We start from the raw sequence: 23358 nt of genomic DNA, 5'->3' as shown, positions 1-23358 counted from the left end.
TGACAGGCGTTTGTCTATGGACATGAAGGGGTGGCCTATATCGCTTCACTCTCGGAAAAACTCCAGTATGTCCTCCCCTCTTGCCATAGTATCCTTGTAACCAAGATCAATAAGAGTGCCAATATAACCTGGCTCGAAGAGTAAATAACTTTCCAGCAACCCGACAGCTTCTGATTTTCCTTCGCGGGCGACTATCCATCTCAGGCTCCTCGGCATTTCTCCACGATAGTTCAGGGCGATCTTCTTGAGATCCCGGCTCGGATTAATCACCAGTGTCGTTATGTGTTTCAGCGACGTTTTCTCGATTTCCGACGCCGGTATCAAGCCGATTGTCGTGTTGATGCGCTGCAAGCGTTCAATATCCGCATCAAGACTGTCGTGAAACACTGTATCAAGCGTGTAGCCCGCGATGTCACCAATTGAAGGGTATTTGGTAGGGGTCATTTCGTTGGCCACCCGTGTCGCCTGGATTTTATCGCGGGTGCCGACAATTAGCAGTTTCGTGCCCCCCAAATGGATTGCTGGTGCCAATGGCGACGTCAGGCGCAAGGAACCGTCGCCGAAATATTCACTACCGATTTTGACGGCGGGGAAAAGAACAGGCAGAGCAGAGGAAGCCATGACATGATCGATTGCCAGATCGCATATCATTCCCTCCCTGCGTTCACGATGCCATTCCGTTGTATTTGATGCCGTTTCAAAAAAAGTCTTGGCGTTGCCGGTGGAATATCCAGAGCAGGTCACCCCCACCGAAAACAGATTGTCCGTCGAGACCGCCTGCTTTATCTTTGAAAAATCAATTCCCTTTTCAAGGGATTGACGTAATGGGTAATTCTGAAACAGGGATTTAGGGGATTCAGCCTTCATAAAAGGAACGAATTCTGAGAGAAACATCCTGCTTGCATTCAAAATTACCCGCATAAGGTTTGCATCGAATACATTTTTAGTGTGCAGCTTTTTCCAGAAGTTTTCGATCACCTGCACCGAATAGTTAAAATCATCGAAGTTCGCCGCAAGGGCGGCTGCGTTTATAGCCCCGACAGACACGCCCGTGATCACTGGAAATGCGACCTTTTTGGTATCAGAAAGCTCTGATAGGGCGCGCAAGACACCTACCTGATACGCCCCTCTTGCCCCGCCCCCTGTAAGGACAATGCCACATCTTTTCGTTATTTTATTTTTCATTTTTTCTGTTTCTGCATACATAAAAAACGGGCGACGGTCCTTACCTGCACGATATATCCAACTGTCATTTTGAGCATTTTCAGCTTCTGCGCAAGAACTCGCCTCATATGGATGCTCTCTTAATTCGGCCGCTCGGCACTGAAAGTCGTCCGATAAAGCAAGCGGCGTGATCCATCATAATCATTGGTCGCATAATGCAGGCTCATTCGATTGTCCCAAACCGCAATGTCTCCCGCCTGCCATCGCAGCCGACATGAGAAATCTGGCCGCGTGCAATGCTTGTAGATTTCCTGCAAGATCGGTTTGCTCTCCTCTTCGCTCATGTCTTCAAACCGGGTGGTATAGATTGGGTTCAAAAACAGAGCCTGCCGCCCACTTTTGGGGTGGGTGATGATGGCCGGGTGCAGAATTTCCCGATCCGCATCCGGGTCCCCGCGGGACATGCGAATGGAGGCGTTCGCACGGCTCTCCGGCGGCGGCGCATGTTTCACGCCATACGGGGTGCCGACATGAACGGCCTTCCGACCGTCAACAATATCCTTCAGATGTGTAGGAAGCGACGCATAGGCTGACACCTGACTCGCCCAGACCGTATCGCCGCCGACTTTCGGAACTTCCACCGCCGACAACAGCGATCCGGCAGGCGGATTCTCGAGAAAGCTGAAATCCGAGTGCCACTCTCCGCCGAAGATACCGGTGTTACATTCATCCGCTTCCTTTAAAACGGCAATCACCTGATTGTCATTCTTCAATGGTTCAACATAGGGTAACTGCATAATTGGCCCGAAAACCTCAGTCAGCCGCTTCTGCCGGGGAAGAGAGAGATGCTGACCACGAATGGCTATCATCTGATAGTCTGCAAGGGCCTGACGCAGGCTTTCCGCCGCCTTGTCTGTAATATCTTGTGACAGATCAATTCCAGAGACTTCCGCCCCCATTAATCCCGTGAGCTTTTCAATGTGAAGCACCTGCTATGTCCCTGAATTTCCTGGAATGGGATTGATTTTAATTCGAGCCCGGCAATATATCGCCTCATCAGTTAAGGTATAGTATGCAATTGCCCTGAAATATTGCAAGAGGCGTAAAGGGGAATATCGTTCACTTGCCCGAGACTACAGAAAACGGGAAATTTCTTCGGCTGTATTAACGACATCGCTAACAACAGCGTTATTAAACTGAAGGTCCTGTTCATGTCCGGACAGGTTTATGGCGCCAATATATTTTCCCTGTTCATTAATCAACGGCGCAGCAATAGCGTAAGTTCCCGGTGCGATATGCGAATTCTGCGCCACAAACCCGCGCGACCGATCTTCCGTCAGCAAGGCCATCAGTTTACATAAACTTGTTGGGGTATGCTCTGTCAATTGCTTGAATTCATACCCTTCAAACAATTTATTCAGGCGACTTTTTGGCAAATCACTTAGCAGTAACCGCCCCATGGATGTCGCGTAGGCCGGCAAGCGTGATCCGACGGGAATATTGGACACCATGGTTCGGTCTGACAGCGCCCGGTGAATATAGACGATATCCGTATTTTCAAGCACGGAAACATGCACGGAGAAATTCGTCCGGTCGCGCAGGCCATTTACATGCGGAACCGCAATTTCATTGATATCCAGCGATTTGATATAGCTGTAGCCCAGACCCATTATCCGGGACGTCAGACGGTATTGCTTTTGTTCCGAAGAGCGGCAGATATAGCCTTCCTGTTCCAGTGTAAAGACAATCCGGTAGGCCGCGGAGCTCGATACGCCAAGGACGTCCGCAATCTCCGAGAGTGTCATGCTTTGGCGCTTATGTTCAAATGCCTTCAGGATTTGCAGGCCCCGGACAAGGGAATTGGCCGTGTAGTTTCTTTGCTCGCTTTTTTGTTTCATAAACTCAGCTCATTTCCATAGGTTACAGCCGGGACAATAGATTTTTCATCCGGTTCTTATAGGTGGTGGAAATAGTGTCGCGGTGAATGTGCTGGCCTTTTGAGACAACGGGATGACCGGCAACAAAAACGTCCCGTTCCAGCCTGTCCGAGGCGAATAGCAGGATATCGAGGATATGTTCACGCGGTCGCCCATACAAATCGGGATGATCCATGTCCAGAACGATAAAATCCGCACGCGCGCCCACTCGTAAGGCCCCGACAGGCTGATTTAAAGCCTGCGCGCCGCCGGCAAGAGCCTTTTCGTACAGATAACGCCCGGTATCAGGCTGGCTTTTTGAGGAAATGACATTGCGTTCCTGAAGAAACAGCCGCTGGCCGTATTCCAGACTTTCAAGCTCCCGTGCGGCACTCAGGCAGACATTGCTATCCGATCCGATGCCGAACATTCCGCCCTGATCAACGAATGCTTTCGCCGGAAAGACGCCATCGCCGAGATTTGCCTCTGTCAGTGGGCACAGTCCGACAATCGTCCTGCTTGTTACGATACGCGCCAGTTCATCGTCAGTCACATGGGTGGCATGGACAAGACACCACCGATCATCAACATTAAAATTATCATACAGCCAGTCGAGCGGACGCGCGCCGTAGGCCGCCTCACAATCAGATATTTCCTTTTGCTGCTCGGCGATATGTATATGAAGCGGGGTTGCGGGGTTGATCCGTGTCAACTGATCAAGTTCGTCCTTTGTTGCCGCGCGCAGCGAGTGAGGGGCGACGCCAACGGACAGCAATGGCTCCTCCGTTGCCATTTTCTCCGCGGCAGCATGAATCTCCTGATAGCTGTCGAGGCTGTTGATAAAACGGCGCTGACCCTGCTCCGGGGCTTGCCCGCCAAAGCCGGAATGCGCGTAAAAAACCGGCAGAAGTGTGAGCGGCATCCCTGCCTGACGGGCCCCCTCAATAATCGCTTCCGACATGCGGGAAGGCGTTTCATAGGGCAGTCCGTCGCGGTCATGATGCAAATAATGGAATTCAGCGACACTAGTGTAGCCCCCTGTCAGCAGTTCCGCATACAGCTGGGCGGTAATGGCGGTGACGTCTTCGGGCTCAAGGAGATCGAGAAAGCCATACATAATCTTGCGCCAGCTCCAAAAGCTGTCAGTCGGTGAAGACCGCCTTTCCGCAAGTCCGGCCATTGCCCGCTGAAACGCGTGACTATGAAGGTTCGGCATGCCGGGAACAGCGGCGCCCCTGATTCTCGGGAAATTATTATACTGCGCCGATTTTTCAATGGAAATAATATGGCCCGCCGGGTCAACCTCCATCGAGACATCTGTTGCCCAGCCATCTTCAAGCAGTACCTGTTCAAAATGAAATCCGCGCATTCCTTCACCCTATTTATCTGGTCTATTCACAGCTTATGCGAATTTTCCCGGTAAGCGTAACAGTCTCATATGAATTTTGCATATAAAATTTAATATTGACATGGAAAATTATCTGGGGCCTGATATTTTCGGCAGGCTTGATGGGCCGGTCTCAAATCATGTAGGGTAACGCTTTCGAATGGCCTTCAAATATTCGAAATATACAGGAGAAAAATCGATGCATATTAAAAGTCCGTCTAAAAGGCATTTTTTATCGGCATTGCTTGTCGCTGGCGCCATCGGCGTTACCGGTATTGCAAATGTAGCGACCGCGGCAGATCGCGTGTTTTTTGCGATTGCAACTGGAGGCACCGGGGGTACTTATTATCCGCTCGGCGGCATGCTGGCGCAGTTGATTTCCAATAACGTTGAAATCGATGGAGCCAAGCTATCGGCAACAGCGGAAACCGGGAACGCATCTGTTGCTAACGCAAAGCTGCTGGGCCGCGGGGAAATTGAATCGGCCTTCGCCGCTGCGGATATCCTCGATGCCGCCTATAAGGGCATCAATCAGTTCGACGGCGAGCCCATTAAAAACCTGCGCGCGATCGGCGCCCTGTATCCGGAAACCGTTCAGCTTGTCGTTCAGGCGGACTCCGGCATTAATTCCATCAAGGACCTCAAAGGGAAAACCGTTTCCTCCGGCTCACCGGGATCCGGGCAGTACCAATTGTTGAGCGACCTTCTCGAAGTTTACGGAATGTCGCGCGATGATGTGCAGGAGGATCACTCGTCCTTTTCCCAGTCAGTCGAGAAAATCAAGGACGGAAATCTTGACGCCTCCCTGATTACGGCTGGCGCGCCCACGGCGTCTGTTATCGATCTGTCGAATGGTCATGACATTAAGATTGTGCCGCTCGTCGGCGCTGAAATAGAAGAACTTCAAAAGAAGCAGCCCTATTACGCGTCCGCCGTTCTTCCCGCGGGCACCTATAAGGGACAGGATAGCGATGTCCAGACTCTTGCCGTTCGGGCGATTTGGGCGACACATGCCGACATGCCCGATGACCTGATCTATGCCGTCACGAAAGCCCTTTACGAGAATACGGAAACACTGGGTAAAGTGCATCCGAAGGGCAAAGAAGTGACGATTGAGACCGCGCTTCAAAGCGTGTCTATCCCGGTTCATCCCGGCGCCGAAAAATACTACAAAGAAAAAGGCGTTATGAAATAATCATGACCTGATTATTCGGGAAATGACTTAAAATGAAACCGGAAAGCCTGCATATGTTTTTAAAAAAACTCTTCCTGCTTTCCGGTTTTATTTTTGCTTTGCAAAACCCTGTCCCTGCCTTTGCGGGCATAGAAAACCATCAGCTCTGTGTTCTCTCTTTTCCGGAAAAGAATATCCTCTGGGAACAGAACCTCACACAGACGGGAACAGCTTTTTCACTTTTCTTCATCCACTCGGTCTCCAAAACAGAAGTTGAGGATAAATATCATTTCTCGGGCGAACGGATTATTCAGAATGCAGAGATTTTCGAAGCTCATGGCGCCGGACTGCCCTCGCTGAAAAACGAGGTGAACGAAACATCCTGGTCCCATGTTGACGGCAAGTTCGTGTTGGCACTGGATCGACCGATCGACACCCTTATTATCCGGGTCAATCCTGAGTATCGGAACCGCCTCACTTTCAAGAACACGACGATAGATCTTACTCAATGGGGCCGACGGGCCCTGTTGATAGAGCTTTGCCACTGACGGCAGAGGGGGGAATTAAGAATGACGGACCAGAACGAAGACGGCAAAAAGGCAGTTCCGGCGGATACTGAGGAATTATCGCCGGAAGAGCTTCAACGCATCGTTGAAGAATATGACACTGAATCCAATTTTCGGCATCTTGTTGGTCCCGTTGCCCTGCTCGTCACAGTTCTCGGTGTGTCGCTGTCGCTTTTTCATGTCTATACGGCCGGCTTCGGTATTTATAACGAGATTATCCATCGGGCCGTTCATCTGGCCTTTGTCATGCCACTTATTTTCCTGGTGGTACCACGAAAAAACAACGACAGGGAGGTAAAGCACTGGGCGCAGTCCATCGGATTTGCAGCCTTCTACGGGTATATCGCCTTTGATCTCTATCGTTCCCTGCCGGACTCGCCTATGAATATGGTTTTCCTGGCGGTGATTGCCATCATGATCCTGATGACCCTGCCCTGGCCGCCGACGGTGGAGACAGGCAAAAAGGTTTATTTCAGGGACTGGGTTTTTGCACTTCTCGGGGCTGCCTTTTCCCTCTATCTCATTCTATTTTTCCATACAGTTTTTGTTGAAAACGTGGGCGACCCGACGCCACGCGACTATATGCTTGGCGTTCTCGCAATTATTATCGTTCTGGAGTCCGGCCGAAGGACAATGGGTCCCGTGCTTCCCATGATTGGGATTGCCTGCCTGATCTATGCCTTGATGGGACCCTATTTTCCGGGAATTTTTGGGCATCGCGGATATAATATCCTGCGCATCGTCAATCATATCTATGTTGGCACGGAAGGCATTTACGGGATCGCGGTCGGTGTCACGGCAACATATGTCTATCATTTTGTCCTGTTTGGCATTCTCGCCCAGGCGAGCGGGCTCGGACAGCTTTTCATTGATCTCGCCTCGATGATTGCCGGTCGTCAGGCCGGCGGTAGCGCCAAGGTTTCCGTTGTCTCCTCGGGCTTCTTTGGTATGATTTCGGGCTCACCGATCGCCAACACAGTCACCACCGGTTCCTTCACCATTCCCCTTATGAAACGCACTGGATTTTCCGCGCGCTTTGCCGGCGCGGTCGAGGCCTCGGCCTCCTGCGGCGGCCAGATTACCCCTCCGATCATGGGGGCCTCCGCCTTCGTCATGGCGGAAATGCTGGGCGTTCCCTATAACCAGATTATCCTTATCGCTATTGTTCCAGCCGCCTTTCACTATTTTGCCATCATGCTGATGGTGCATCTGGAAGCCAAGCGGTTGGGGCTGAAAGGGATGGACGCATCGCAAATACCGAAACTGGGCGCGGTCATCGGCAAGCAATGGCATCTGTTCATTCCGCTTATTGTCATGGTGACGCTGCTAATCATGCAGTTCACGCCATTTCTCGCCGCTTTCTATGGGATCATGCTGACGATTGCCTTTTCCTATATCCCCTATATCCGGCAGAAGCTGGGCGATAAATCCATCACGACCGAGGGCGTCCTGTTTCCGAAAAGATTAATCGAGAATTTTGCGGTTGCCGCGAAATTCTCACTGGCGATTACTGCCGCCTGCGCCTGCGTCGGGTTTATTCTTGGCATTACCACTCTGACCGGGCTCGGCTTTAAGTTCTCCGGCGCCGTGGTATCAACAGCACAGGATTTGGCAACATTCCTCCACCCGATTGATGTCTTCGGGTTGTTGACAGTTTCGCAAATGACGCTTTTCTTTGGCCTCATCTTCGTGGCAATTGCCTGTATCCTTATGGGCGCGGGTTTGCCAACGACGCCGACCTACATCATCCTCGCCTCCATTACCGCACCCGCACTCTATGATCTCGGAATTCCACTGATCGCGACTCATTTCTTCGTCTTTTATTTCGGGGTTCTTGCCGACGTGACGCCGCCGGTTGCTCTTGCCGCCTATGCGGGCGCCGGTATTGCGCGCTCTGATCCGACCGAGACAGGGATCACCGCCTTCCGACTTTCCATGGGGAAGGCACTTGTCCCCTTCATGTTCGTCTATGCGCCAAGCCTGCTCTTTGTCAATTTCTCCTTCACCGAATTCATTGTCGCATTGTTAAGCGGCATTTTATGCGTATTGGCGCTGTCCACCGCCTATATCGGCTATTTCAAAACGGAGATCTCTACTATCCAGAAAATTATGCTCACAGTGGGGGGATTGTTTCTCATCAGTAATTCACTCATTCCACTCGCCATTGGCGGGGTGATGATTGCGATTGTTCTGATACCAAACTACATGAGAACGGCCGTTTCGTATTGAACTAGGGCAAAAGGATGAACGCGACACAGCCACCTGCCTTCGCCCGGACAACCGATTTATCACACTATGGTTTGCGATGGCGGCAGGAGAGAAGCTTGAGTCTCAGGCATCGTAACTATTCACATAGATTATACCTTTACGCGCTCAGACTTGGGATCATACATCGGCTTTATCGACGCATTAACCTCGAAACGGGTACCGGCGATTTCGATTTCATAACTTGAGGCGAGAACATCGGCAGGCGTCTCGCCTTTGCACGGCACATAGCCCAGCCCAATTGCCGCCCCTAGTGTATGCCCGTAGCTTCCTGAGGAAATATAGCCCACGACCTTACCGTCCCTAAGGATCGGCTCGTTATGATATAGCAGTGGCTCCGGGTCCTTGAGCCGGAACTGCACAAGGCGGCGGTTCGGCCCGGACGCCCGGCGATCGAGAACGGCGCGGCGGCCGATGAAATCCGGCTTGTCCGTTTTAACCGCAAATCCCAGCCCGGCATCAATGACATGATCCTCGCAACTGATATCATGACCGAAATGACGAAACGCCTTTTCAATGCGGCAGCTGTCCATCATATGCATGCCGCAAAGTTTCAGGTCTAGATCAGCTCCGGCGTCCAGCAGGGTTTCAAAAACATACCCGGCCATATCCGTCGATATGTAAATCTCCCATCCTAACTCGCCGACATAGCTTACCCGGTGGGCCCGCGCGAGCCCCATCCCGATTTCAATCGGCTGGGCGGTGCCGAACGGATTCACCTCATTCGAAAAATCATTTGGGCTGACTTTATTCAGCAGCTCGCGGGATCGCGGCCCCATGACAGCGAGCACGCCCTCGCCCGCCGTTACATCGGTGATAACAACATTAAAATTCCCGCGATGCCGCTCAAGCCAGCCTTGATCGGAAAGACGTGTTCCGGACGGGGTCACCACCAGAAAGGCCAACTCGGATAATCGCGTCACCGTGACATCCGCCTCAATTCCACCCTTGTCATTCAGAAACTGGGTATAGACAATCTTGCCAGCTGGAACCGAAAAATCACCGCCTCCTACATAGTTTAGGAAGGCTTCTGCATCTGGACCCTCAACACGAATCTTGCCGAACGAGGACATATCATACATGCCGACGGCTTCGCGCACGGCCCGATGTTCTGCCGCGGAATTTTCAAACCAGTTCTGGCGCTTCCAGCTATATTTATATTCCCGTTCCTGTCCGGGATCTGCAAACCAGTTCGCGCGTTCCCATCCGGCGGCCTCCCCCATAACCGCTCCGTTCGCCAACAGTTCATGATGAAACGGTGAACGGCGAATACCGCGTGCGGTTATTTTTTGGCGAAAAGGAAAATGATCGGCATAAAGTAATCCGAGAGTTTCTTTTGACCGTTCAAATAAATAATGCCTGTTTCCCTGAAAGGGCTGCATGCGGGCAATATCGACATCGCCAAAATCGAAAGGCTTTGCGCCATCTTCCATCCATTGCGCCAGCGCCATCCCTGCTCCGCCAGCGGATTGAATGCCAATCGAATTAAATCCTGCAGCTACCCAGAAATTATCAAGCTCGGGTGCCAGGCCAAGGTGGTAGGCGTCATCGGGCGTAAAGCTTTCCGGGCCATTAAAAAATGTATGAATGCCGGTTTCCGCCAATACCGGCATCCGGTTTACCGCCCGTTCAAGGATTGGCTCGAAATGATCGAAATCCTCCGGCAACTGGTCAAACTCGAAATTCTTCGGGATACCGGCCATGCCCCAGGGTTTCGCAATCGGCTCAAAGGCTCCGAGAAGGATCTTTCCCGCGTCTTCCTTGTAATAGGCACATTCGTCAGGCACCCGCAGCACAGGTAACTGGGGTAACCCCTGAATGCTTTCCGTGACAATGTAAAAATGCTCACAGGCATGCAGCGGGACATTAACGCCCGCCATACGACCCACCTCGTGCCCCCACATTCCTGCGCAATTGACAATCATTTCTGCTTCGATATGGCCCTGCTCGCCTGTCTCATCCTCCCAATCGACACCGGTCGCGCGCCGTCCGGAAATGGCAACACGGGTCACGCGTACCCGCTCCTGTATCAAGGCTCCCCGCTGCCGCGCGCCTTTTGCCATGGCCAGCGCGATATTACCGGGATCCCCCTGCCCATCATGCGGCAGCCAGACAGCCCCGGTGACACCGTCAATATTGAGGTAGTCATATTTCGCCTTGACCTCTTCGGGGCTGATTTCTTCCACTTCGACGTCGAAGGCCCGCGCCATTGATGCCTGACGTAGCAATTCCTCCTTGCGTTCCTCTGTCAATGCGACCGAGATCGATCCCGTCAACCGCAAGCCGGTGGCCACACCCGTTTCCTCTTCCAGCTTGCCATAGAGCTGCTGGCTATATTTTGCGAGACGGGTCATATTCTTGCTGGCGCGCAACTGGGCAATCAGTCCCGCCGCATGCCAGGTCGTGCCTGAGGTAAGCTGCTTACGTTCCAGCAGGACAACGTCGGTCCAGCCCAGTTTTGTCAGATGATAGGCAACCGAACTGCCGATAACCCCGCCGCCAATGATGACAACGCGGGCCTTAACGGGAATTGAACTCATAACAGGAACCTTTTTACAAATGCCGGATGACAGAATAATAGTCTGGCGATCTCCGACGCACTGAACAAGTATAATCTTGCCCATTTGCGCGTCACCAACAATTAACTCTCATGGAAAATTGCAGAATTTTTTTTCAGCCAGTCGTTACTGCCGCAGCGGGACATTTTGCCTGCAGGTTTCCGGAAAATGCCGGACCACCCGAGGCATAACGGTAAAAAGTCAAGTCGACACGTGCCGTTAAATTTTATAGCCAAGTGCCACGGGCAGCCAAAGCGCTATCTGCGGGAAGATAATGACCAGGGCCACGGCCAGTATCATGGCAAGTATCGGCCATATAATCCACCGTACTGTCTCTTCTATCGACACATTGGCTATTCTCGCCGTCACCATCAGATTGACGGCCACCGGCGGGGTAAACTGGCCGATTGCCACATTCATGGCCATCAGCACGCCAAACCAGACCTGGTTCCAGCCGAGAGCGGCCATGATGGGCATCAGCAAAGGCAACGTAATCAGGTAAATCGAAACGCCGTCGAGCACCATACCAGCGAGCAAGATAAAGCCCATGACCAGTATCAAGACAATGATCGGCACGTCCGAGATCGCGAGGATATGGGCCGCAGCGGCGTCAAAGGTGCCGAGTATCGATCCGGCAAAAGCAAAGAGGCCGGCCAGCGAGATGATGATCATGACCACCGCGGATATTTGTGCGGATTCGGCAAGCACATTATAGATATCCCGCAGATTCATTGACCGATGCAGGAACAAGCCGACAATCAGACCATAAAAAACAGCGACGGCGGCGGCCTCCGTCGGTGTAAACAGACCACTCCGCAATCCGCCCAGAATAATAACCGGTGCGAACAATCCCGGCAGGGCCCTGATAAAACTCGGGCCGAGAGGTGGACGAGTTGCATCGCCCTCGGCACCGAAACCTTGCCGACGGCTAATCAACAGAGCCGGTACGGCAATTGCCAGTCCGGCCAGAAGCCCCGGGAACAGGCCTGCCGCGAACAACGCGCGTAAATCAACACCGGGCACCATGATGGAATAGATAATCAGTGCGATGGATGGAGGTATCAGGATGGCGGTGGAGGCTGATGCCGCGATGATACTGGCCGAAAAGGCCCGGGGATAACCTTCTTTCAGCATGCTCGGGATCATTACCGTCGCCACGGCAGCGGCATCCGCAGGCCCGGAACCTGACATTCCACCCATGATCAGACAGACAAGAATAGCCACAAGAGCGAGTCCGCCGCGTCTTGGTCCGACGACCGCCCGGGATAACTGGACCAGCCGCTCGGCAACACCCGAGCGTTCAAAAATCGCACCGGTCAGAATAAAGAGTGGAATGGCAATAAGAGGATATTTGGCGATACTGGAATAAATAATGGTGCTCATATTGGCGACGGCATCCATATCGAGGCCGAAAAAGATAGCGATCACGCCCGATAGGCCCAAGGCCACCGAAATCGGGGCACCGGAAATCAGAATGAGAACAAAACTTCCCAACAGGACAAGATGCGGGCTCATCCCTTTTTCCTTAACTCGTTCCAGTGCGACTGAAAAATCCGGAACAGGACGGCAGCCGACAACAGAGGCAGCCAGACTGTATAAATCCAGGTCGGATACCCCAGCGCTGGTGAGGTTTCCTCAAAAAGATATTCGTCAATGGTAAGGTCGGCCCCGTAATAGACGATGAGAGCGAACAGAACTGTTGAGGCAAGAAAAGAGAACACTTTCAATACCCTGCGGCCGCGCAGGCCGAAGCGGTTCACAAAAAAAGTAATGGCGATATGACCGTTATTGGTATAGGCGAGGCCAGCACCGACAAATGTTACGACCACCAGCAGGAAAACCGAATATTCTTCCGTGAACGCGAAAGAGACATCCGTCGCATAGCGGACAACAACATTGAGGATACTGATGATGCAGATCAGGCCCATCGCCAGCGCCCCGATTGCTTCCTCTATTCGAAACGTCGGCTTTTGTTGAGCCTCGCTTTCCGCTTCCTCTGGATGTTCCTCTACCATTACGCATTCCCACTTAACTAATCGGAGGCACCCGACATAAATTGAACTCGAGGCCTCCGATTATTCAACAATTTTTCTACCTGCTATTCGCGACACTTTCTTCTGCCGATTTGACCAGATCCGGACCGATGATGTCCGTCCATTTGGCATAGACATCACGCGTCGCATCAACAAATTGCTGACGTTCATCGTCATTCAGGTGGGTGACTGTAACGCCGAGCCCTTCAAGTTCTTTATAAAGGGTGTCATCCCCATTTTTCAGGCCCGTACGTGCGACTTCAATCCCGTACGCCCCGGCTTCGACTGCTGCCTGACGGATGATCTCCTGATCTTCAGGCGTAAAGTCTTTCCAGACTTTATGGCTTACGGCGAAAATCAACGGATCGGCGACATATCCCCAAGCCGTGACATATTTTTGGCCCACCAAATGCATTTTGGCTATGGTGTAAATCGTCAGCGGGTTTTCCTGGCCGTCAACCGCACCGGTGGTCAGGGCCGGCTTGGCATCCGCCCAGCTCATCTGTGCCGGATTGGCGCCGAATGCCGTGAAGATATCGTTGAATAACGGCGATCCGACAACCCGGATTTTCATGCCTTCGAGATCTGCTGGCGTATGCACTTCGCGCTTGGAGTTCGTCAGTTCGCGGAAACCGTTTTCTGCCCATGCCAGCGGTTCCACGTCTTTTGAGCGTACAATCTCGAAGAGTTTCTCGCCAACCGGTCCGCCGGTCAGAGCATCCATCGCCTTATAATCCGGGATCAGGAACGGCAGCGCAAAGATATTCATTTCCGGAATTTGCGGCGACCAGTTAATGGTCGAGCTGACGGACATATCAATGGCCCCACGGCGCACTGCCGTAAACTCCTTGGTCTGTTCCCCGGCGACGAGCTGCGTACCCGGATAAGCCTTCATATTAACCCGGCCATCCGTTCTTTCCCGGACAAGCTCGATCCATTTGTCAGCGGCCAGTCCCCACGGAAATGGCGCGGGAACAACGGTGGAGACCTTGTATTCGGATTTATAGTCTGCCGCAAACGTCGGCGAGATACTCGCAACGCCGACTAACACGGTCGCTAATAACGCATAAAGTTTCATTTTAACATCCTTCCCTTTATTATATGGCACCGTGCCTTTACGCCACACGGTCCCCTTTTTTGACCTGAACGGTCCTATTATCCACCGCAGGAAGCATCCTTGCGGGGTCTCGCGTGACCACAACATCGACAACACTCGGGCGGCCCTTTTCTGCAAAGGCACTCTGTAATGCCGCTTCAAGCTGATCCGGTGACTCAACACGAATACCGTGACAGCCCATTGCATTGGCGACATTTGCATAATTGGTCTCGGAAAGCTCCGACGATTGATAGGCACCGTCGCCAAACATCAAATGCTGTAACGCTTTCACATATCCGGAGGCGGCGTTATTGACGACGACGATGGTGACGCCAAGGCCCATGCGACGGGCAGTTTCCAATTCCCCCAGCACCATATTGAAACCGCCGTCGCCGGTTAGACCGATCACGACAGAGTCCGGCGCCGCAAGCTGAACACCCATGGCGCCCGGAAGGCCGTACCCAATCGAGGCAAATCCGCGATCCGGAACAAAGCTCCGTCCTGCTTTCTTGGTGTCAAACAGCAAGCCGCCCCAATGGGCCGCAAACCCTCCATCTGCAACCAGATATCCGTCATCGGGCAACAGTTTGTTGATTTCTGTAATCAGCCTGGCCATATGAACCGGCGTTTCATCAGAGTTTAAGCGCTCTGACACATCCTTGCGCCAAGCCTCCATTTTCTTCGGCACCTCGGCGATATAGGCCTGTCGCGCGCACCGCTGGTCCGCTGACCGACTTTCAAGCAGGGAGCTCAAATCACTCAATCCGGCTTTCGCATCGCCCCACAATTTAAGGGCGGGCTCAAACGTCCGGCCCATTTCCTCGGCAACGATATCAAGATGGATTACCGGTGTCCCGGCTTCGGGAATAGTGTAGCGTTTAGTCGCAATCTCACCAAGTTTACAGCCAACAACAAGCAAACAGTCACTTTGTGCGATCATGTCGTTCGCGATCCGGTCATAGCGCCCGAAAAGCCCGGCACTAAGGGGGTTGGAACAGGCGATGGCCCCCTTTCCCGTCAGCGTATGAGCAACCGGAATGCTGCAGCTTTCAGCGAGGGTCGTGACTGCATCGCACGCGCCGGAAATATGAACACCGCCGCCGCACAGGATCATCGGGCGTTTTGCCGCCGCGATCATATCCGCTGCCTTTGCCGCCATTTCCGCATCCGGACGACATCGGAGCGCGGGCATCGCGCAATGGGCAGCCTCGACCTCAAAGTCCTCCGGCTCGAAATTATAGGTTCCATGTGCAATATCTTCAGGCACATTCACGACAACGGGACCAGGCCGACCCGAGGTTGCTATGGCAAACGCCCGGCGCATGATTTCCGGAATACGGTGCACGGCCTCAATTTTAAGCAGCTCCTTGCAGGCCGGACGCAGAATGGAAACCTGGTCGGTCTCCTGCGTCATATTCTTGCCTGCATGATCACGATGCGCATCGCCGATGATCGCAACGATGGGCGATCCCGCATTTAAGGCTTCCACAAGTCCGGTGACAAGATTTGTCGCTCCAGGCCCAAGCGTTGCATCGACCAGCCCGACCCTGTTCGATACCTTCGCATAAGCGTCGGCGGCAAAAACAGCGCAACGCTCGTCGTTAATCAGATTATGATTGAGGCCAAGACGGCGTGCGGCATCATAGAAAGGAAGCAACTGAAAGCCCCCCATTCCAAACATCGGGCCGGCCCCATGAGCCAGCAACATCCGAACCAGTGCCTCACCCCCCATCATTTCATTCTTAAGCATCAATCCGCCTTTTCCAGTGTTTCCTGTGCCGCTGTGGCAATCATTTTAGAGGTAACCCGTAACATATCTTCGAGATTGGGAGCGTAAGAGACAAGGGACCGTGGCGCGCCAAGCCGACGAACCGGTCCTTTGAGAAAATGGCCGCCCTTCTCGGCGACCGTCGCAACAATTTCCGCGCCGAATCCGCCGACGGCCACAGATTCATGGGCCACGACCAGATGCCCTGTCTTCTCGACACTTTTCAACACCGCAGCCTTATCCCAAGGCCAGAGACTGCGAAGGTCAATCACCTCGGCGCTGATCCCCGTATCGGCCAGCGCCTTAGCGGCATCAACCGCAATATTTGCCGTATTCGACCAGCTCACGATTGTCACATCGGTGCCAGCGCATCTTGTCCTCGCGGCACCGAATTCATAGGTTTCTGAAAAATCAACTTCGCCTTCCAGCTCCCAAATCCCCTTATGTTCCAGATAAACGACTGGATCATCACAGGCGATGGCCGCCTTGAGCATTGAATAATTATCCTGCGGGGTGCCGGGACAGGCAACGACTAGGCCCGGAATATGAGCATACCAGCTCTCCAGTGACTGCGAATGCTGGGCGGCCGACGACCGCCAAAGTCCCATCGGCTTGCGAATGACCATCGGCGCGCGGGACTGCCCGCCGAACATGAAGCGAGCTTTTGCAATCTGGTTGACCAATTCATCCGTGGCACAAAGAGCAAAATCGGAAAACCGCATTTCAACAATGGGCCGTGTGCCCATCATTGCCGCCCCGAAAGCAGCTCCCATGATTGCCGCCTCAGAAATCGGGGCATCAGAAATCCGTGCCTCGCCGAATTCCTCGCGCAATCCTTTATACTGGCCGAAAACCCCGCCCCGTCCCAGATCCTCGCCAACGCACCAAACATCCGGGTCTGACTGCATGGAATGGCGGACGGCCTCAAGGCCTGCATCCTTGTAACTTAAACTTGGCATTAGAAGGCCTCCAGCGCAGGACTACCAATGTCCTGTACATCCATAAATGCCGTGCTGTTATCGGGAAAAGCCGTGGCGGCAGCTTTCTTCAGAACCTCGACCATTTCCGCTTGCGCGTCGGCATGAAGGGACCGCATATCCGCCTCCGTCATGCCCGCCGCAATCAGGACCGCCTGTTGCCGGGCAATTGGATCGTTTTTCTTTTCCTCGATTTCCGGTTCACCCTTAGGGCGATAGACGGCGGGATCGAAGGAGGTATGGCCTGTCCGCCGGTATGTTATGGCGTGCAGGAATTCGGGCGGACCACCAGCCCGCAACCGCGCGGTAATTCCGGCCATGCTATCGGCAACGGCCTCAACGTCATTCCCATCTACCGTCGTTGACCGCATACCAAGGGCAACCGCGCGGGCCCCAGCCCCCTCGCCCGCTGTCATCGACGAAGTTCTGGTCGTGGCTGAATATTGATTGTCTTCACACACAAAAAGTATCGGTAGTTTAAAGACCGCCGCCCAGTTGAGCCCTTCCAGAAAGGGTCCGCGATTGACGGCGCCATCGCCAAAGATATCAACAACAATTCTTTTATCACCCTTCAGCCGTATGGCATGCGCTGCCCCGGCGGCAATTGTAATATTTGCCGCAACAACGCCATTGGCGCCGAGCATTCCAACACTGAAATCGGCAATATGCATGGACCCGCCCTTACCACCGCAGCATCCCCCTTCGCGGCCGAGCAATTCCCGCATCATCGCCAGAGAATCGGCTCCCTTCGCGAGAGTATGTCCGTGACCGCGATGGGTGGAGAGCAAAATATCCTCCCGGGTCAGATTATGCATGATACCTGCGGCGACGGCTTCCTGACCTATGGACGGATGAATGGCGCCAAGCACCAGCTTATCCCGCTCCGCCGCCAGACATGCCTGTTCCTCGAATGCGCGAATACGCTCCATCATTTGCAATAGCAACCGACCGCGTTCGAAATTATGGCCTGCAGACGTCATAAATCCTGCCCCCGTTCCAATTCATTTAATTTTTCAGCAAGTCGGGCCGCCTCCCGGATCAGGCCCGGCAATAATAGCTCATCTATCCGTGATTGGGCCATCCGGTCATCAATGGCGCCAATGGCAAGGGCCGCAACCAAGCGATTGCCCGTCAATATTACCGGGACGCCGACCGCGCTCATGCCGCTGACGACCCGGCCTTGGTTAAAAGCGTATCCGTTTTTCCGGAAAAACGCGTAATCCGACAACAGGTCTTCTTCCGTGACCTTGTAATCGGCCAACCAATTCCGGTTTACCCGGCACATAGTGGCCCTTTGGGCTTCTGTCAGGGAGCAAAACAAGGCAAGGGATCCAGCGCCAACACCCAGGGGTCGACGGTCGCCAACATCCAGGGTCAAAGTCCGGATGGGGAAGGCACCGACGTGGCGTTTGACACACACGGCCGTTGCGCCCTCCGGGACGGACAGGAAAACCGTGTCTTCCGACATATCCGTCAAGCGCATCATGCCGCGCTCACCAAGCGCTGCGACGTCGAGACGCTCAGCGGTACGGGCGAGATTGGATAGCTTCGAACCCAGCCTGTAAATCCGGCTTGCCGGATCCTGAACGACATAATTAATATCACGAAGAGACGCAAGAACCCGAAAAGTAGTTGTTTTGCTGAAATTTGACCGGGCCATGATTTCGGTAAGGTCAGCTCCGTCCGGCGTCATGGACAGAACATCCAAAACGCGTGCTGCACGTGCTATTGAGCCTTTTGGTGCCAATAGACTTGTCATCACCCCTCCCGCAATTATTCCGTTTATCGGAATTTATTGTGGTATTATTTGAAACGATTGTAGCAAAGAGTCAAGAGTTGTAAGGTTCGGTTCATGATAAAAAAAACATTTTTTCTGGATTCCATCACCGACGCTGATCAAACACATCAGGGCCGTATCGGTATCTCTGGTTCCCACGGGGGCCTGTACCCTGCCGCTCTCGCCTCCGCCGCAGGCATTCGCGCCGTGTTATTTTATGATGCTGGAATTGGTCTCGATCAGGCGGGTGTGGCCGGAGTTCTGGCTCTTGCCAATGTCGGCATGGCAGCGGCGGCAATCGATTGTCATAGTGCCCGGATAGGTTCTGCCCGAGATGCCTATGACCACGGTATTATAAGTGTCGTCAACTCGGCAGCGGCCGCCCTCGGTGTTCTGTCCGGCATGCCTGTCCGGACGGCGTTGCTGGCGCTGGAGGCGGCAGAGATGCCCATCGGCACGTTACCGCCAGTTCAGGAATCAAGGCATGAACTTACGCTGGAAGAAGGCGGACAACGATTATTGTTGGTGGATTCGGCTTCTCTAGTCACGGCGGATGACGCGAACAGAATAATAATCACAGGATCACATGGCGGACTGATTGGCGGCGATCCGGCCCGCGCCCTGAAAACTGTCGCCCGGATCGCCGTTTTCAATGACGCGGGAATGGCCGAGAACCAGGCTGGAACCACCCGCTTGCCGGCACTCGACGCGCAGGGAGTTGTCGCAGTTACCGTGTCCCATGAGACCGCCAGGATCGGCGATGCCCGTTCCAGTTTTGAAACCGGCATTATTTCCAAAGCGAATGATCTTGCGTCTCAACGGGGAGCGGACGTCGGAACTTACCTTAAAGACTGGATTGCAAAGCTAGAAATACCAGCCTCCTGAACAGGACTGAGTGGTTAGTTTACCCAAAGGTTAAGTCAATAAATAAAAATCACCACAGAAGTTTTTTATTGGAACAATCACCCTATCTATAATGTTAGTGCATACAGGTTGGCTTATTTTCTGGCTTAACAATGCAAATAAATTTCGTCCTATTGGAATATCACCATTTTTCGGTAGTTTTAGAGCACTTACATCTAGGATAAGTATAAAAATACAAGCCATGAGTATTACAAGTATACGCCAACAGATATTGACGAAGCCGATATATAAATGGGCGCAAAAGGCATTACCTGGCCTGTCCGATACGGAGCGCGAAGCTCTGGAAGCCGGCGATGTCTGGTGGGACGCTGATTTGTTCTCTGGCAATCCCGACTGGTCAAAACTTCTGGCGACCCCCCCGGCAAAATTATCCGACGAAGAGCAGGCATTTCTCGACGGACCGGCGGAGGAATTATGCGGGATGCTCAACGAATGGGAAATTAATTCAGAGCTCAAGGACCTGCCGCCGCCAGTCTGGGATTTCTTGAAGGCCAACAAATTTTTTGCAATGATCATCCCCAAGGAATATGGCGGCCTGGAATTCTCCGCCTATGCAAATTCAGAGATTATCCGCAAAATAGCCAGCCGGTCGATTGTTGGCTCCGTCACGGTGATGGTTCCAAATTCTCTCGGTCCGGGAGAATTGCTCATGCAGTTCGGAACCAAGGAGCAGCAGGATTTTTGGCTACCACGGCTGAGTGACGGCACGGAAATCCCGTGCTTTGGCCTGACAAGCCCCGAAGCCGGGTCCGACGCCTCGGCAATGACCGATACCGGCGTTATTTGCAAAGGGACCTGGCAGGGCAAGGAAGTCACCGGCATCCGCCTCAATTGGCATAAGCGATACATCACATTGGGACCGGTCGCCACTGTGCTTGGACTCGCGTTTAAACTGAACGACCCCGATCATCTTATTGGAAATGAAGAGGAATTGGGTATTACGGTCGCCCTTATTCCAACCGACCTTAAGGGAGTCGAGATCGGCAGGCGGCATCTTCCCTCCTATCAGATGTTTCAAAACGGGCCAAACTCAGGCACCGATGTTTTCATTCCGATGAACCATATCATCGGCGGCGAAAAGCAAATTGGCAAAGGCTGGAAAATGCTGATGGCGGCGCTTGCCGCTGGCCGGGGCATCTCTTTGCCGTCCCTTTCCGCCGCCGGAACAGCGTTTACGGCGCGCACAACCGGGGCCTACGCCCGCATTCGCGAGCAATTTGGCATTCCAATTGGTAAATTCGAAGGCATACAGGTCCGGCTGGGGCGTCTCGCCGCAAATGCCTATCTGCTGGATGCAGCCAGACGCCTGACCTGCGCGGGTCTCGATGAAGGCCGCAAACTCGCAGTGATCTCGGCCATCATGAAAGCCCATGCCACATACCGGATGCGGGAATCCGTGATAGATGCAATGGATGTTCACGCCGGCAAGGCGGTTATTGACGGTCCGTCGAACTACCTTGGTAATCTATACCGGGCGCTACCTGTCGGTATTACCGTTGAAGGCGCCAATATCCTGACCCGCAACATGATTATTTTTGGTCAAGGATCCATTCGCTGTCATCCCTGGCTGCTCAAGGAGATGCTGGCGCTTGAGGAGAGCGACAAAGAAATATCCCTGAAAGAATTCGATGACGCGTTCTGGGGTCATGTCGGACATAGCGTGAAAACGCTGGGCCGGGCGTGGCTGCGGAGCTGGACGGGCGCGATATTCGCCCCCGCCCCCGACGTACCTGTCAACGTCCGGTCATATTATAAAAGATTGAGCCGTCATGCTGCCTGTTTTGCCTTGCTGGCGGATATGGCGCTCCTCACGCTCGGCGGCAGCCTGAAACGCAAGGAAATGCTGTCTGCTCGCCTCGGAGACATCCTTTCTGAATTATATTTGTTATCTGCGGTCCTGAAACGCTGGCAAGACGAAGGTGCTCTGGCGGAGGACCTACCGCTTGTAGACTATTGCCTGCAACAGGGGTTTCGGACAATCGAGATGCGATATGTCGAAATTTTGAGAAACCTGCCGAACCGTCCGATTGCGTGGTTCGTCTGTCTGGTGACGCACCCCTTTGGGCCAAACCTAAAGGGGCCGTCAGATGAATTGATAAAAATCTGTGCTGATATATTGCTGAAACCGTCCAAGCAGCGCGACCGCCTGACCCAGGGACTGGATAAAGGATCTGCGGGTGAGCCAGTCCATGACCTCGAGCATACCTTTAAGCTCGTAACAGAAACGGCGTCCTTGAGGGAGAAAATGAAAAAAGCGCGTATGCGCAGCGTTGAAGAAGCGGTTCAAAACGACATTTTAACCAACGAAGAAGCCAAAAGTTTGCAAGAAATGGAAATTGCTGTGTCAAAGGTCATCGCAGTTGATGACTTTGCAGCGGAAGAGTTTTCACCTAAAAAAGCATCTGAGGACTGAGCATGGCGCGACCAGCCGCCCGCAAGGATAATTCCAATGAAAACCGTACGCCGGACAGCTTCCGGCCGGTTTACATTGTTGACGGCGCCCGTACACCGTTCATAAAAGCGCGGGGAGAACCCGGCCCCTTCACGCCGGTAGATCTGGCGGTCCAATGCGGACGGCCCCTCTTGTTACGCCAGCCCATCCCCGCTCAAGATTTTGATCAGGTTATTCTGGGCTGCGTCAATGTCATCGCCGAGGAAATGAACCCGGCCCGTGTCGCCGCCCTCCGCCTCGGGATGGGAGTGGATATGACCGCTTTTACGGTCCAGATAAATTGTGGATCGGGCATGCAATCCATTGATACAGCATATAAATATATTCGCTCTGGCGCCTCCGACCTGATACTCGCGGGCGGCGCGGAAGCCCTGAGCCATGCCGCACTCCTGTTTCGGCAAAATGCCGTTGCATGGTTTGCCGCTTTATCCAAATCAAAGTCCCTCACTGACAAGTTAAAGACATTTGCCACGATTAAGCCATCCTATTTTAAACCGGTTATCGGACTGGAACGTGGGCTCACCGACCCTATCGTAGACTTGAATATGGGACAGACCGCGGAAAAGCTTGCCTATCTTTTTGATGTCTCAAGAACGGAGGCGGATCAATATGCGGTAACCAGTCATATGCGGCTCGCCAGAGCTCAGGAGAAAGGATTTCTTAAAGGTGAGGTAGAGACCGCCTTTGCAAGTAACGGCGCAATATACGAAAACGACGATGGCGTGCGGCCGGATACGTCAATCGACAAGCTTGCCAGCCTCTCGCCAGTCTTTGAACGCCCCTATGGGAAGGTGACGGCCGGCAACAGCTCTCAGATCACGGACGGGGCCTCCTGGGTCATTCTCGCGTCTGAAGAGGCCGTCAAGAAATACAAACTCGAACCTTTGGCCATCATCCGCGATAGTGAATGGTCAGCGCTCGATCCGTCGATCATGGGGCTGGGCCCGGTTCTCAGCGCGTCCAGCATTATGACCCGGCACGGCTTTGATCTGAATAGCATCGATATCTGGGAAATAAACGAGGCATTCGCCGCGCAGGTTCTCGCCTGTCTGAAAGCCTGGGAAGATGATGAATTCTGTCGGGATATTCTCTCACTGGACGGTGCTCTAGGATCATTGGACCGGCGCAAACTTAATATCGATGGCGGCGCGATCAGCCTTGGCCATCCGGTGGGCACGAGCGGGAACCGCATTGTTCTACATCTGGCGAACGCTCTCAAGCGGCTGGATAAGAAAATTGGAATTGCCAGTGAGTGCATTGGCGGTGGCCAAGGCGGCGCCATGCTGATTGAGAGGGCATAA

General features: G+C 53.3%; 18 protein-coding genes. 6 read left to right on the top strand and 12 right to left on the bottom strand.

Going from position 1 to position 23358, the window contains the following annotated elements:
- Positions 1 to 45 precede the first annotated feature (45 nt).
- The 4 genes from ACESNI_RS02600 to ACESNI_RS02585 form a co-directional block, all read right to left on the bottom strand.
- Positions 46 to 1185, bottom strand: a complete 1140-nt coding sequence (locus tag ACESNI_RS02600; protein ID WP_373084737.1) for a patatin-like phospholipase family protein — start codon at positions 1183 to 1185, stop codon at positions 46 to 48.
- Between the two features lie 119 nt (positions 1186 to 1304).
- Positions 1305 to 2153 carry a TauD/TfdA dioxygenase family protein gene (locus tag ACESNI_RS02595; protein WP_373084735.1) on the bottom strand — a complete coding sequence of 283 codons (849 nt, stop codon included), beginning with the start codon at positions 2151 to 2153 and terminating at the stop codon, positions 1305 to 1307.
- Between the two features lie 144 nt (positions 2154 to 2297).
- Positions 2298 to 3062 carry an IclR family transcriptional regulator gene (locus tag ACESNI_RS02590; protein ID WP_373084733.1) on the bottom strand — a complete coding sequence of 255 codons (765 nt, stop codon included), beginning with the start codon at positions 3060 to 3062 and terminating at the stop codon, positions 2298 to 2300.
- A 22-nt stretch (positions 3063 to 3084) separates the two neighbouring features.
- Entirely contained in the window at positions 3085 to 4449 is a 1365-nt protein-coding gene (locus ACESNI_RS02585; protein ID WP_373084731.1) for a formimidoylglutamate deiminase, read from the bottom strand.
- A gap of 217 nt (positions 4450 to 4666) precedes the next feature.
- Here ACESNI_RS02585 and ACESNI_RS02580 point away from each other — a divergent pair, with 217 nt between their 5' ends.
- From ACESNI_RS02580 to ACESNI_RS02570, 3 genes are read left to right on the top strand one after another with little or no spacing between them, the layout of a single operon-like run.
- Positions 4667 to 5662, top strand: coding sequence for a TAXI family TRAP transporter solute-binding subunit (locus tag ACESNI_RS02580; RefSeq protein ID WP_373084729.1), 996 nt, complete (start codon positions 4667 to 4669; stop codon positions 5660 to 5662).
- Positions 5663 to 5694: 32 nt separating this feature from the next.
- Complete coding sequence (locus ACESNI_RS02575) at positions 5695 to 6189, top strand: DUF1850 domain-containing protein (RefSeq protein WP_373084727.1); 495 nt, start codon at positions 5695 to 5697, stop codon at positions 6187 to 6189.
- A 21-nt stretch (positions 6190 to 6210) separates the two neighbouring features.
- On the top strand, positions 6211 to 8436 hold the full coding sequence (locus tag ACESNI_RS02570; protein ID WP_373084726.1) for a TRAP transporter permease: 2226 nt from the start codon (positions 6211 to 6213) through the stop codon (positions 8434 to 8436).
- A gap of 128 nt (positions 8437 to 8564) precedes the next feature.
- On the opposite strand, the gene ACESNI_RS02565 is transcribed toward ACESNI_RS02570, so the two are convergent.
- The 8 genes from ACESNI_RS02565 to ACESNI_RS02530 all read right to left on the bottom strand — a co-directional run bounded on the left by ACESNI_RS02565 (position 8565) and on the right by ACESNI_RS02530 (position 18663).
- On the bottom strand, positions 8565 to 11012 hold the full coding sequence (locus ACESNI_RS02565; RefSeq protein ID WP_373084724.1) for an FAD-dependent oxidoreductase: 2448 nt from the start codon (positions 11010 to 11012) through the stop codon (positions 8565 to 8567).
- 237 nt (positions 11013 to 11249) lie between these two features.
- Complete coding sequence (locus ACESNI_RS02560) at positions 11250 to 12545, bottom strand: TRAP transporter large permease (protein ID WP_373084722.1); 1296 nt, start codon at positions 12543 to 12545, stop codon at positions 11250 to 11252.
- Positions 12542 to 13045, bottom strand: coding sequence for a TRAP transporter small permease (locus ACESNI_RS02555; protein WP_373084720.1), 504 nt, complete (start codon positions 13043 to 13045; stop codon positions 12542 to 12544). The genes ACESNI_RS02560 and ACESNI_RS02555 overlap by 4 nt, the downstream gene beginning before the upstream one ends.
- Positions 13046 to 13121: 76 nt before the next feature.
- Positions 13122 to 14141, bottom strand: a complete 1020-nt coding sequence (locus ACESNI_RS02550; protein ID WP_373084718.1) for a DctP family TRAP transporter solute-binding subunit — start codon at positions 14139 to 14141, stop codon at positions 13122 to 13124.
- A gap of 37 nt (positions 14142 to 14178) precedes the next feature.
- On the bottom strand, positions 14179 to 15909 hold the full coding sequence (locus ACESNI_RS02545) for a thiamine pyrophosphate-binding protein (RefSeq protein WP_373084716.1): 1731 nt from the start codon (positions 15907 to 15909) through the stop codon (positions 14179 to 14181).
- The gene (locus ACESNI_RS02540; protein WP_373084715.1) at positions 15909 to 16886 is read right to left on the bottom strand and encodes an alpha-ketoacid dehydrogenase subunit beta; all 978 of its coding nucleotides are present in this window, start codon (positions 16884 to 16886) and stop codon (positions 15909 to 15911) included. The genes ACESNI_RS02545 and ACESNI_RS02540 overlap by 1 nt, the downstream gene beginning before the upstream one ends.
- Positions 16886 to 17884 carry a thiamine pyrophosphate-dependent dehydrogenase E1 component subunit alpha gene (locus ACESNI_RS02535; RefSeq protein ID WP_373084713.1) on the bottom strand — a complete coding sequence of 333 codons (999 nt, stop codon included), beginning with the start codon at positions 17882 to 17884 and terminating at the stop codon, positions 16886 to 16888. Before ACESNI_RS02535 ends, ACESNI_RS02540 begins: the two co-directional genes overlap by 1 nt.
- The gene (locus ACESNI_RS02530) at positions 17881 to 18663 is read right to left on the bottom strand and encodes an IclR family transcriptional regulator (protein ID WP_373084711.1); all 783 of its coding nucleotides are present in this window, start codon (positions 18661 to 18663) and stop codon (positions 17881 to 17883) included. The genes ACESNI_RS02535 and ACESNI_RS02530 overlap by 4 nt, the downstream gene beginning before the upstream one ends.
- A gap of 93 nt (positions 18664 to 18756) precedes the next feature.
- On the opposite strand from ACESNI_RS02530, the gene ACESNI_RS02525 reads away from it, so the two are divergent.
- From ACESNI_RS02525 to ACESNI_RS02515, 3 genes are all read left to right on the top strand, one after another.
- On the top strand, positions 18757 to 19566 hold the full coding sequence (locus ACESNI_RS02525) for a hypothetical protein (protein ID WP_373084709.1): 810 nt from the start codon (positions 18757 to 18759) through the stop codon (positions 19564 to 19566).
- A gap of 91 nt (positions 19567 to 19657) precedes the next feature.
- Positions 19658 to 22018 (top strand): acyl-CoA dehydrogenase, encoded by a 2361-nt coding sequence (locus ACESNI_RS02520; protein ID WP_373084707.1) that lies wholly within the window; start codon positions 19658 to 19660, stop codon positions 22016 to 22018.
- 2 nt (positions 22019 to 22020) lie between these two features.
- Positions 22021 to 23358, top strand: a complete 1338-nt coding sequence (locus ACESNI_RS02515; protein WP_373084705.1) for an acetyl-CoA C-acetyltransferase — start codon at positions 22021 to 22023, stop codon at positions 23356 to 23358.

The organism is Sneathiella sp. (assembly GCF_041689005.1).
Taxonomy (GTDB): domain Bacteria; phylum Pseudomonadota; class Alphaproteobacteria; order Sneathiellales; family Sneathiellaceae; genus Sneathiella.
The sequence above is the reverse complement of the archived record's forward strand: the minus strand, read 5'-3'. Positions and strand labels throughout refer to the sequence as shown.

Excerpts from the sequence above, each read along its gene's own strand:
- ACESNI_RS02580 (WP_373084729.1), top strand. The coding sequence starts at position 4,667 with ATGCATATTAAAAGTCCGTCTAAAAGGCATTTTTTATCGGCATTGCTT.
- ACESNI_RS02515 (WP_373084705.1), top strand. The coding sequence starts at position 22,021 with ATGGCGCGACCAGCCGCCCGCAAGGATAATTCCAATGAAAACCGTACG.
- ACESNI_RS02590 (WP_373084733.1), bottom strand. The coding sequence starts at position 3,062 with ATGAAACAAAAAAGCGAGCAAAGAAACTACACGGCCAATTCCCTTGTC.
- ACESNI_RS02520 (WP_373084707.1), top strand. The coding sequence starts at position 19,658 with ATGTTAGTGCATACAGGTTGGCTTATTTTCTGGCTTAACAATGCAAAT.
- ACESNI_RS02545 (WP_373084716.1), bottom strand. The coding sequence starts at position 15,909 with ATGCTTAAGAATGAAATGATGGGGGGTGAGGCACTGGTTCGGATGTTG.
- ACESNI_RS02540 (WP_373084715.1), bottom strand. The coding sequence starts at position 16,886 with ATGCCAAGTTTAAGTTACAAGGATGCAGGCCTTGAGGCCGTCCGCCAT.
- ACESNI_RS02585 (WP_373084731.1), bottom strand. The coding sequence starts at position 4,449 with ATGCGCGGATTTCATTTTGAACAGGTACTGCTTGAAGATGGCTGGGCA.
- ACESNI_RS02550 (WP_373084718.1), bottom strand. The coding sequence starts at position 14,141 with ATGAAACTTTATGCGTTATTAGCGACCGTGTTAGTCGGCGTTGCGAGT.
- ACESNI_RS02575 (WP_373084727.1), top strand. The coding sequence starts at position 5,695 with ATGAAACCGGAAAGCCTGCATATGTTTTTAAAAAAACTCTTCCTGCTT.
- ACESNI_RS02560 (WP_373084722.1), bottom strand. The coding sequence starts at position 12,545 with ATGAGCCCGCATCTTGTCCTGTTGGGAAGTTTTGTTCTCATTCTGATT.
- ACESNI_RS02555 (WP_373084720.1), bottom strand. The coding sequence starts at position 13,045 with ATGGTAGAGGAACATCCAGAGGAAGCGGAAAGCGAGGCTCAACAAAAG.
- ACESNI_RS02535 (WP_373084713.1), bottom strand. The coding sequence starts at position 17,884 with ATGACGTCTGCAGGCCATAATTTCGAACGCGGTCGGTTGCTATTGCAA.
- ACESNI_RS02600 (WP_373084737.1), bottom strand. The coding sequence starts at position 1,185 with ATGAAAAATAAAATAACGAAAAGATGTGGCATTGTCCTTACAGGGGGC.
- ACESNI_RS02570 (WP_373084726.1), top strand. The coding sequence starts at position 6,211 with ATGACGGACCAGAACGAAGACGGCAAAAAGGCAGTTCCGGCGGATACT.
- ACESNI_RS02565 (WP_373084724.1), bottom strand. The coding sequence starts at position 11,012 with ATGAGTTCAATTCCCGTTAAGGCCCGCGTTGTCATCATTGGCGGCGGG.
- ACESNI_RS02530 (WP_373084711.1), bottom strand. The coding sequence starts at position 18,663 with ATGACAAGTCTATTGGCACCAAAAGGCTCAATAGCACGTGCAGCACGC.
- ACESNI_RS02525 (WP_373084709.1), top strand. The coding sequence starts at position 18,757 with ATGATAAAAAAAACATTTTTTCTGGATTCCATCACCGACGCTGATCAA.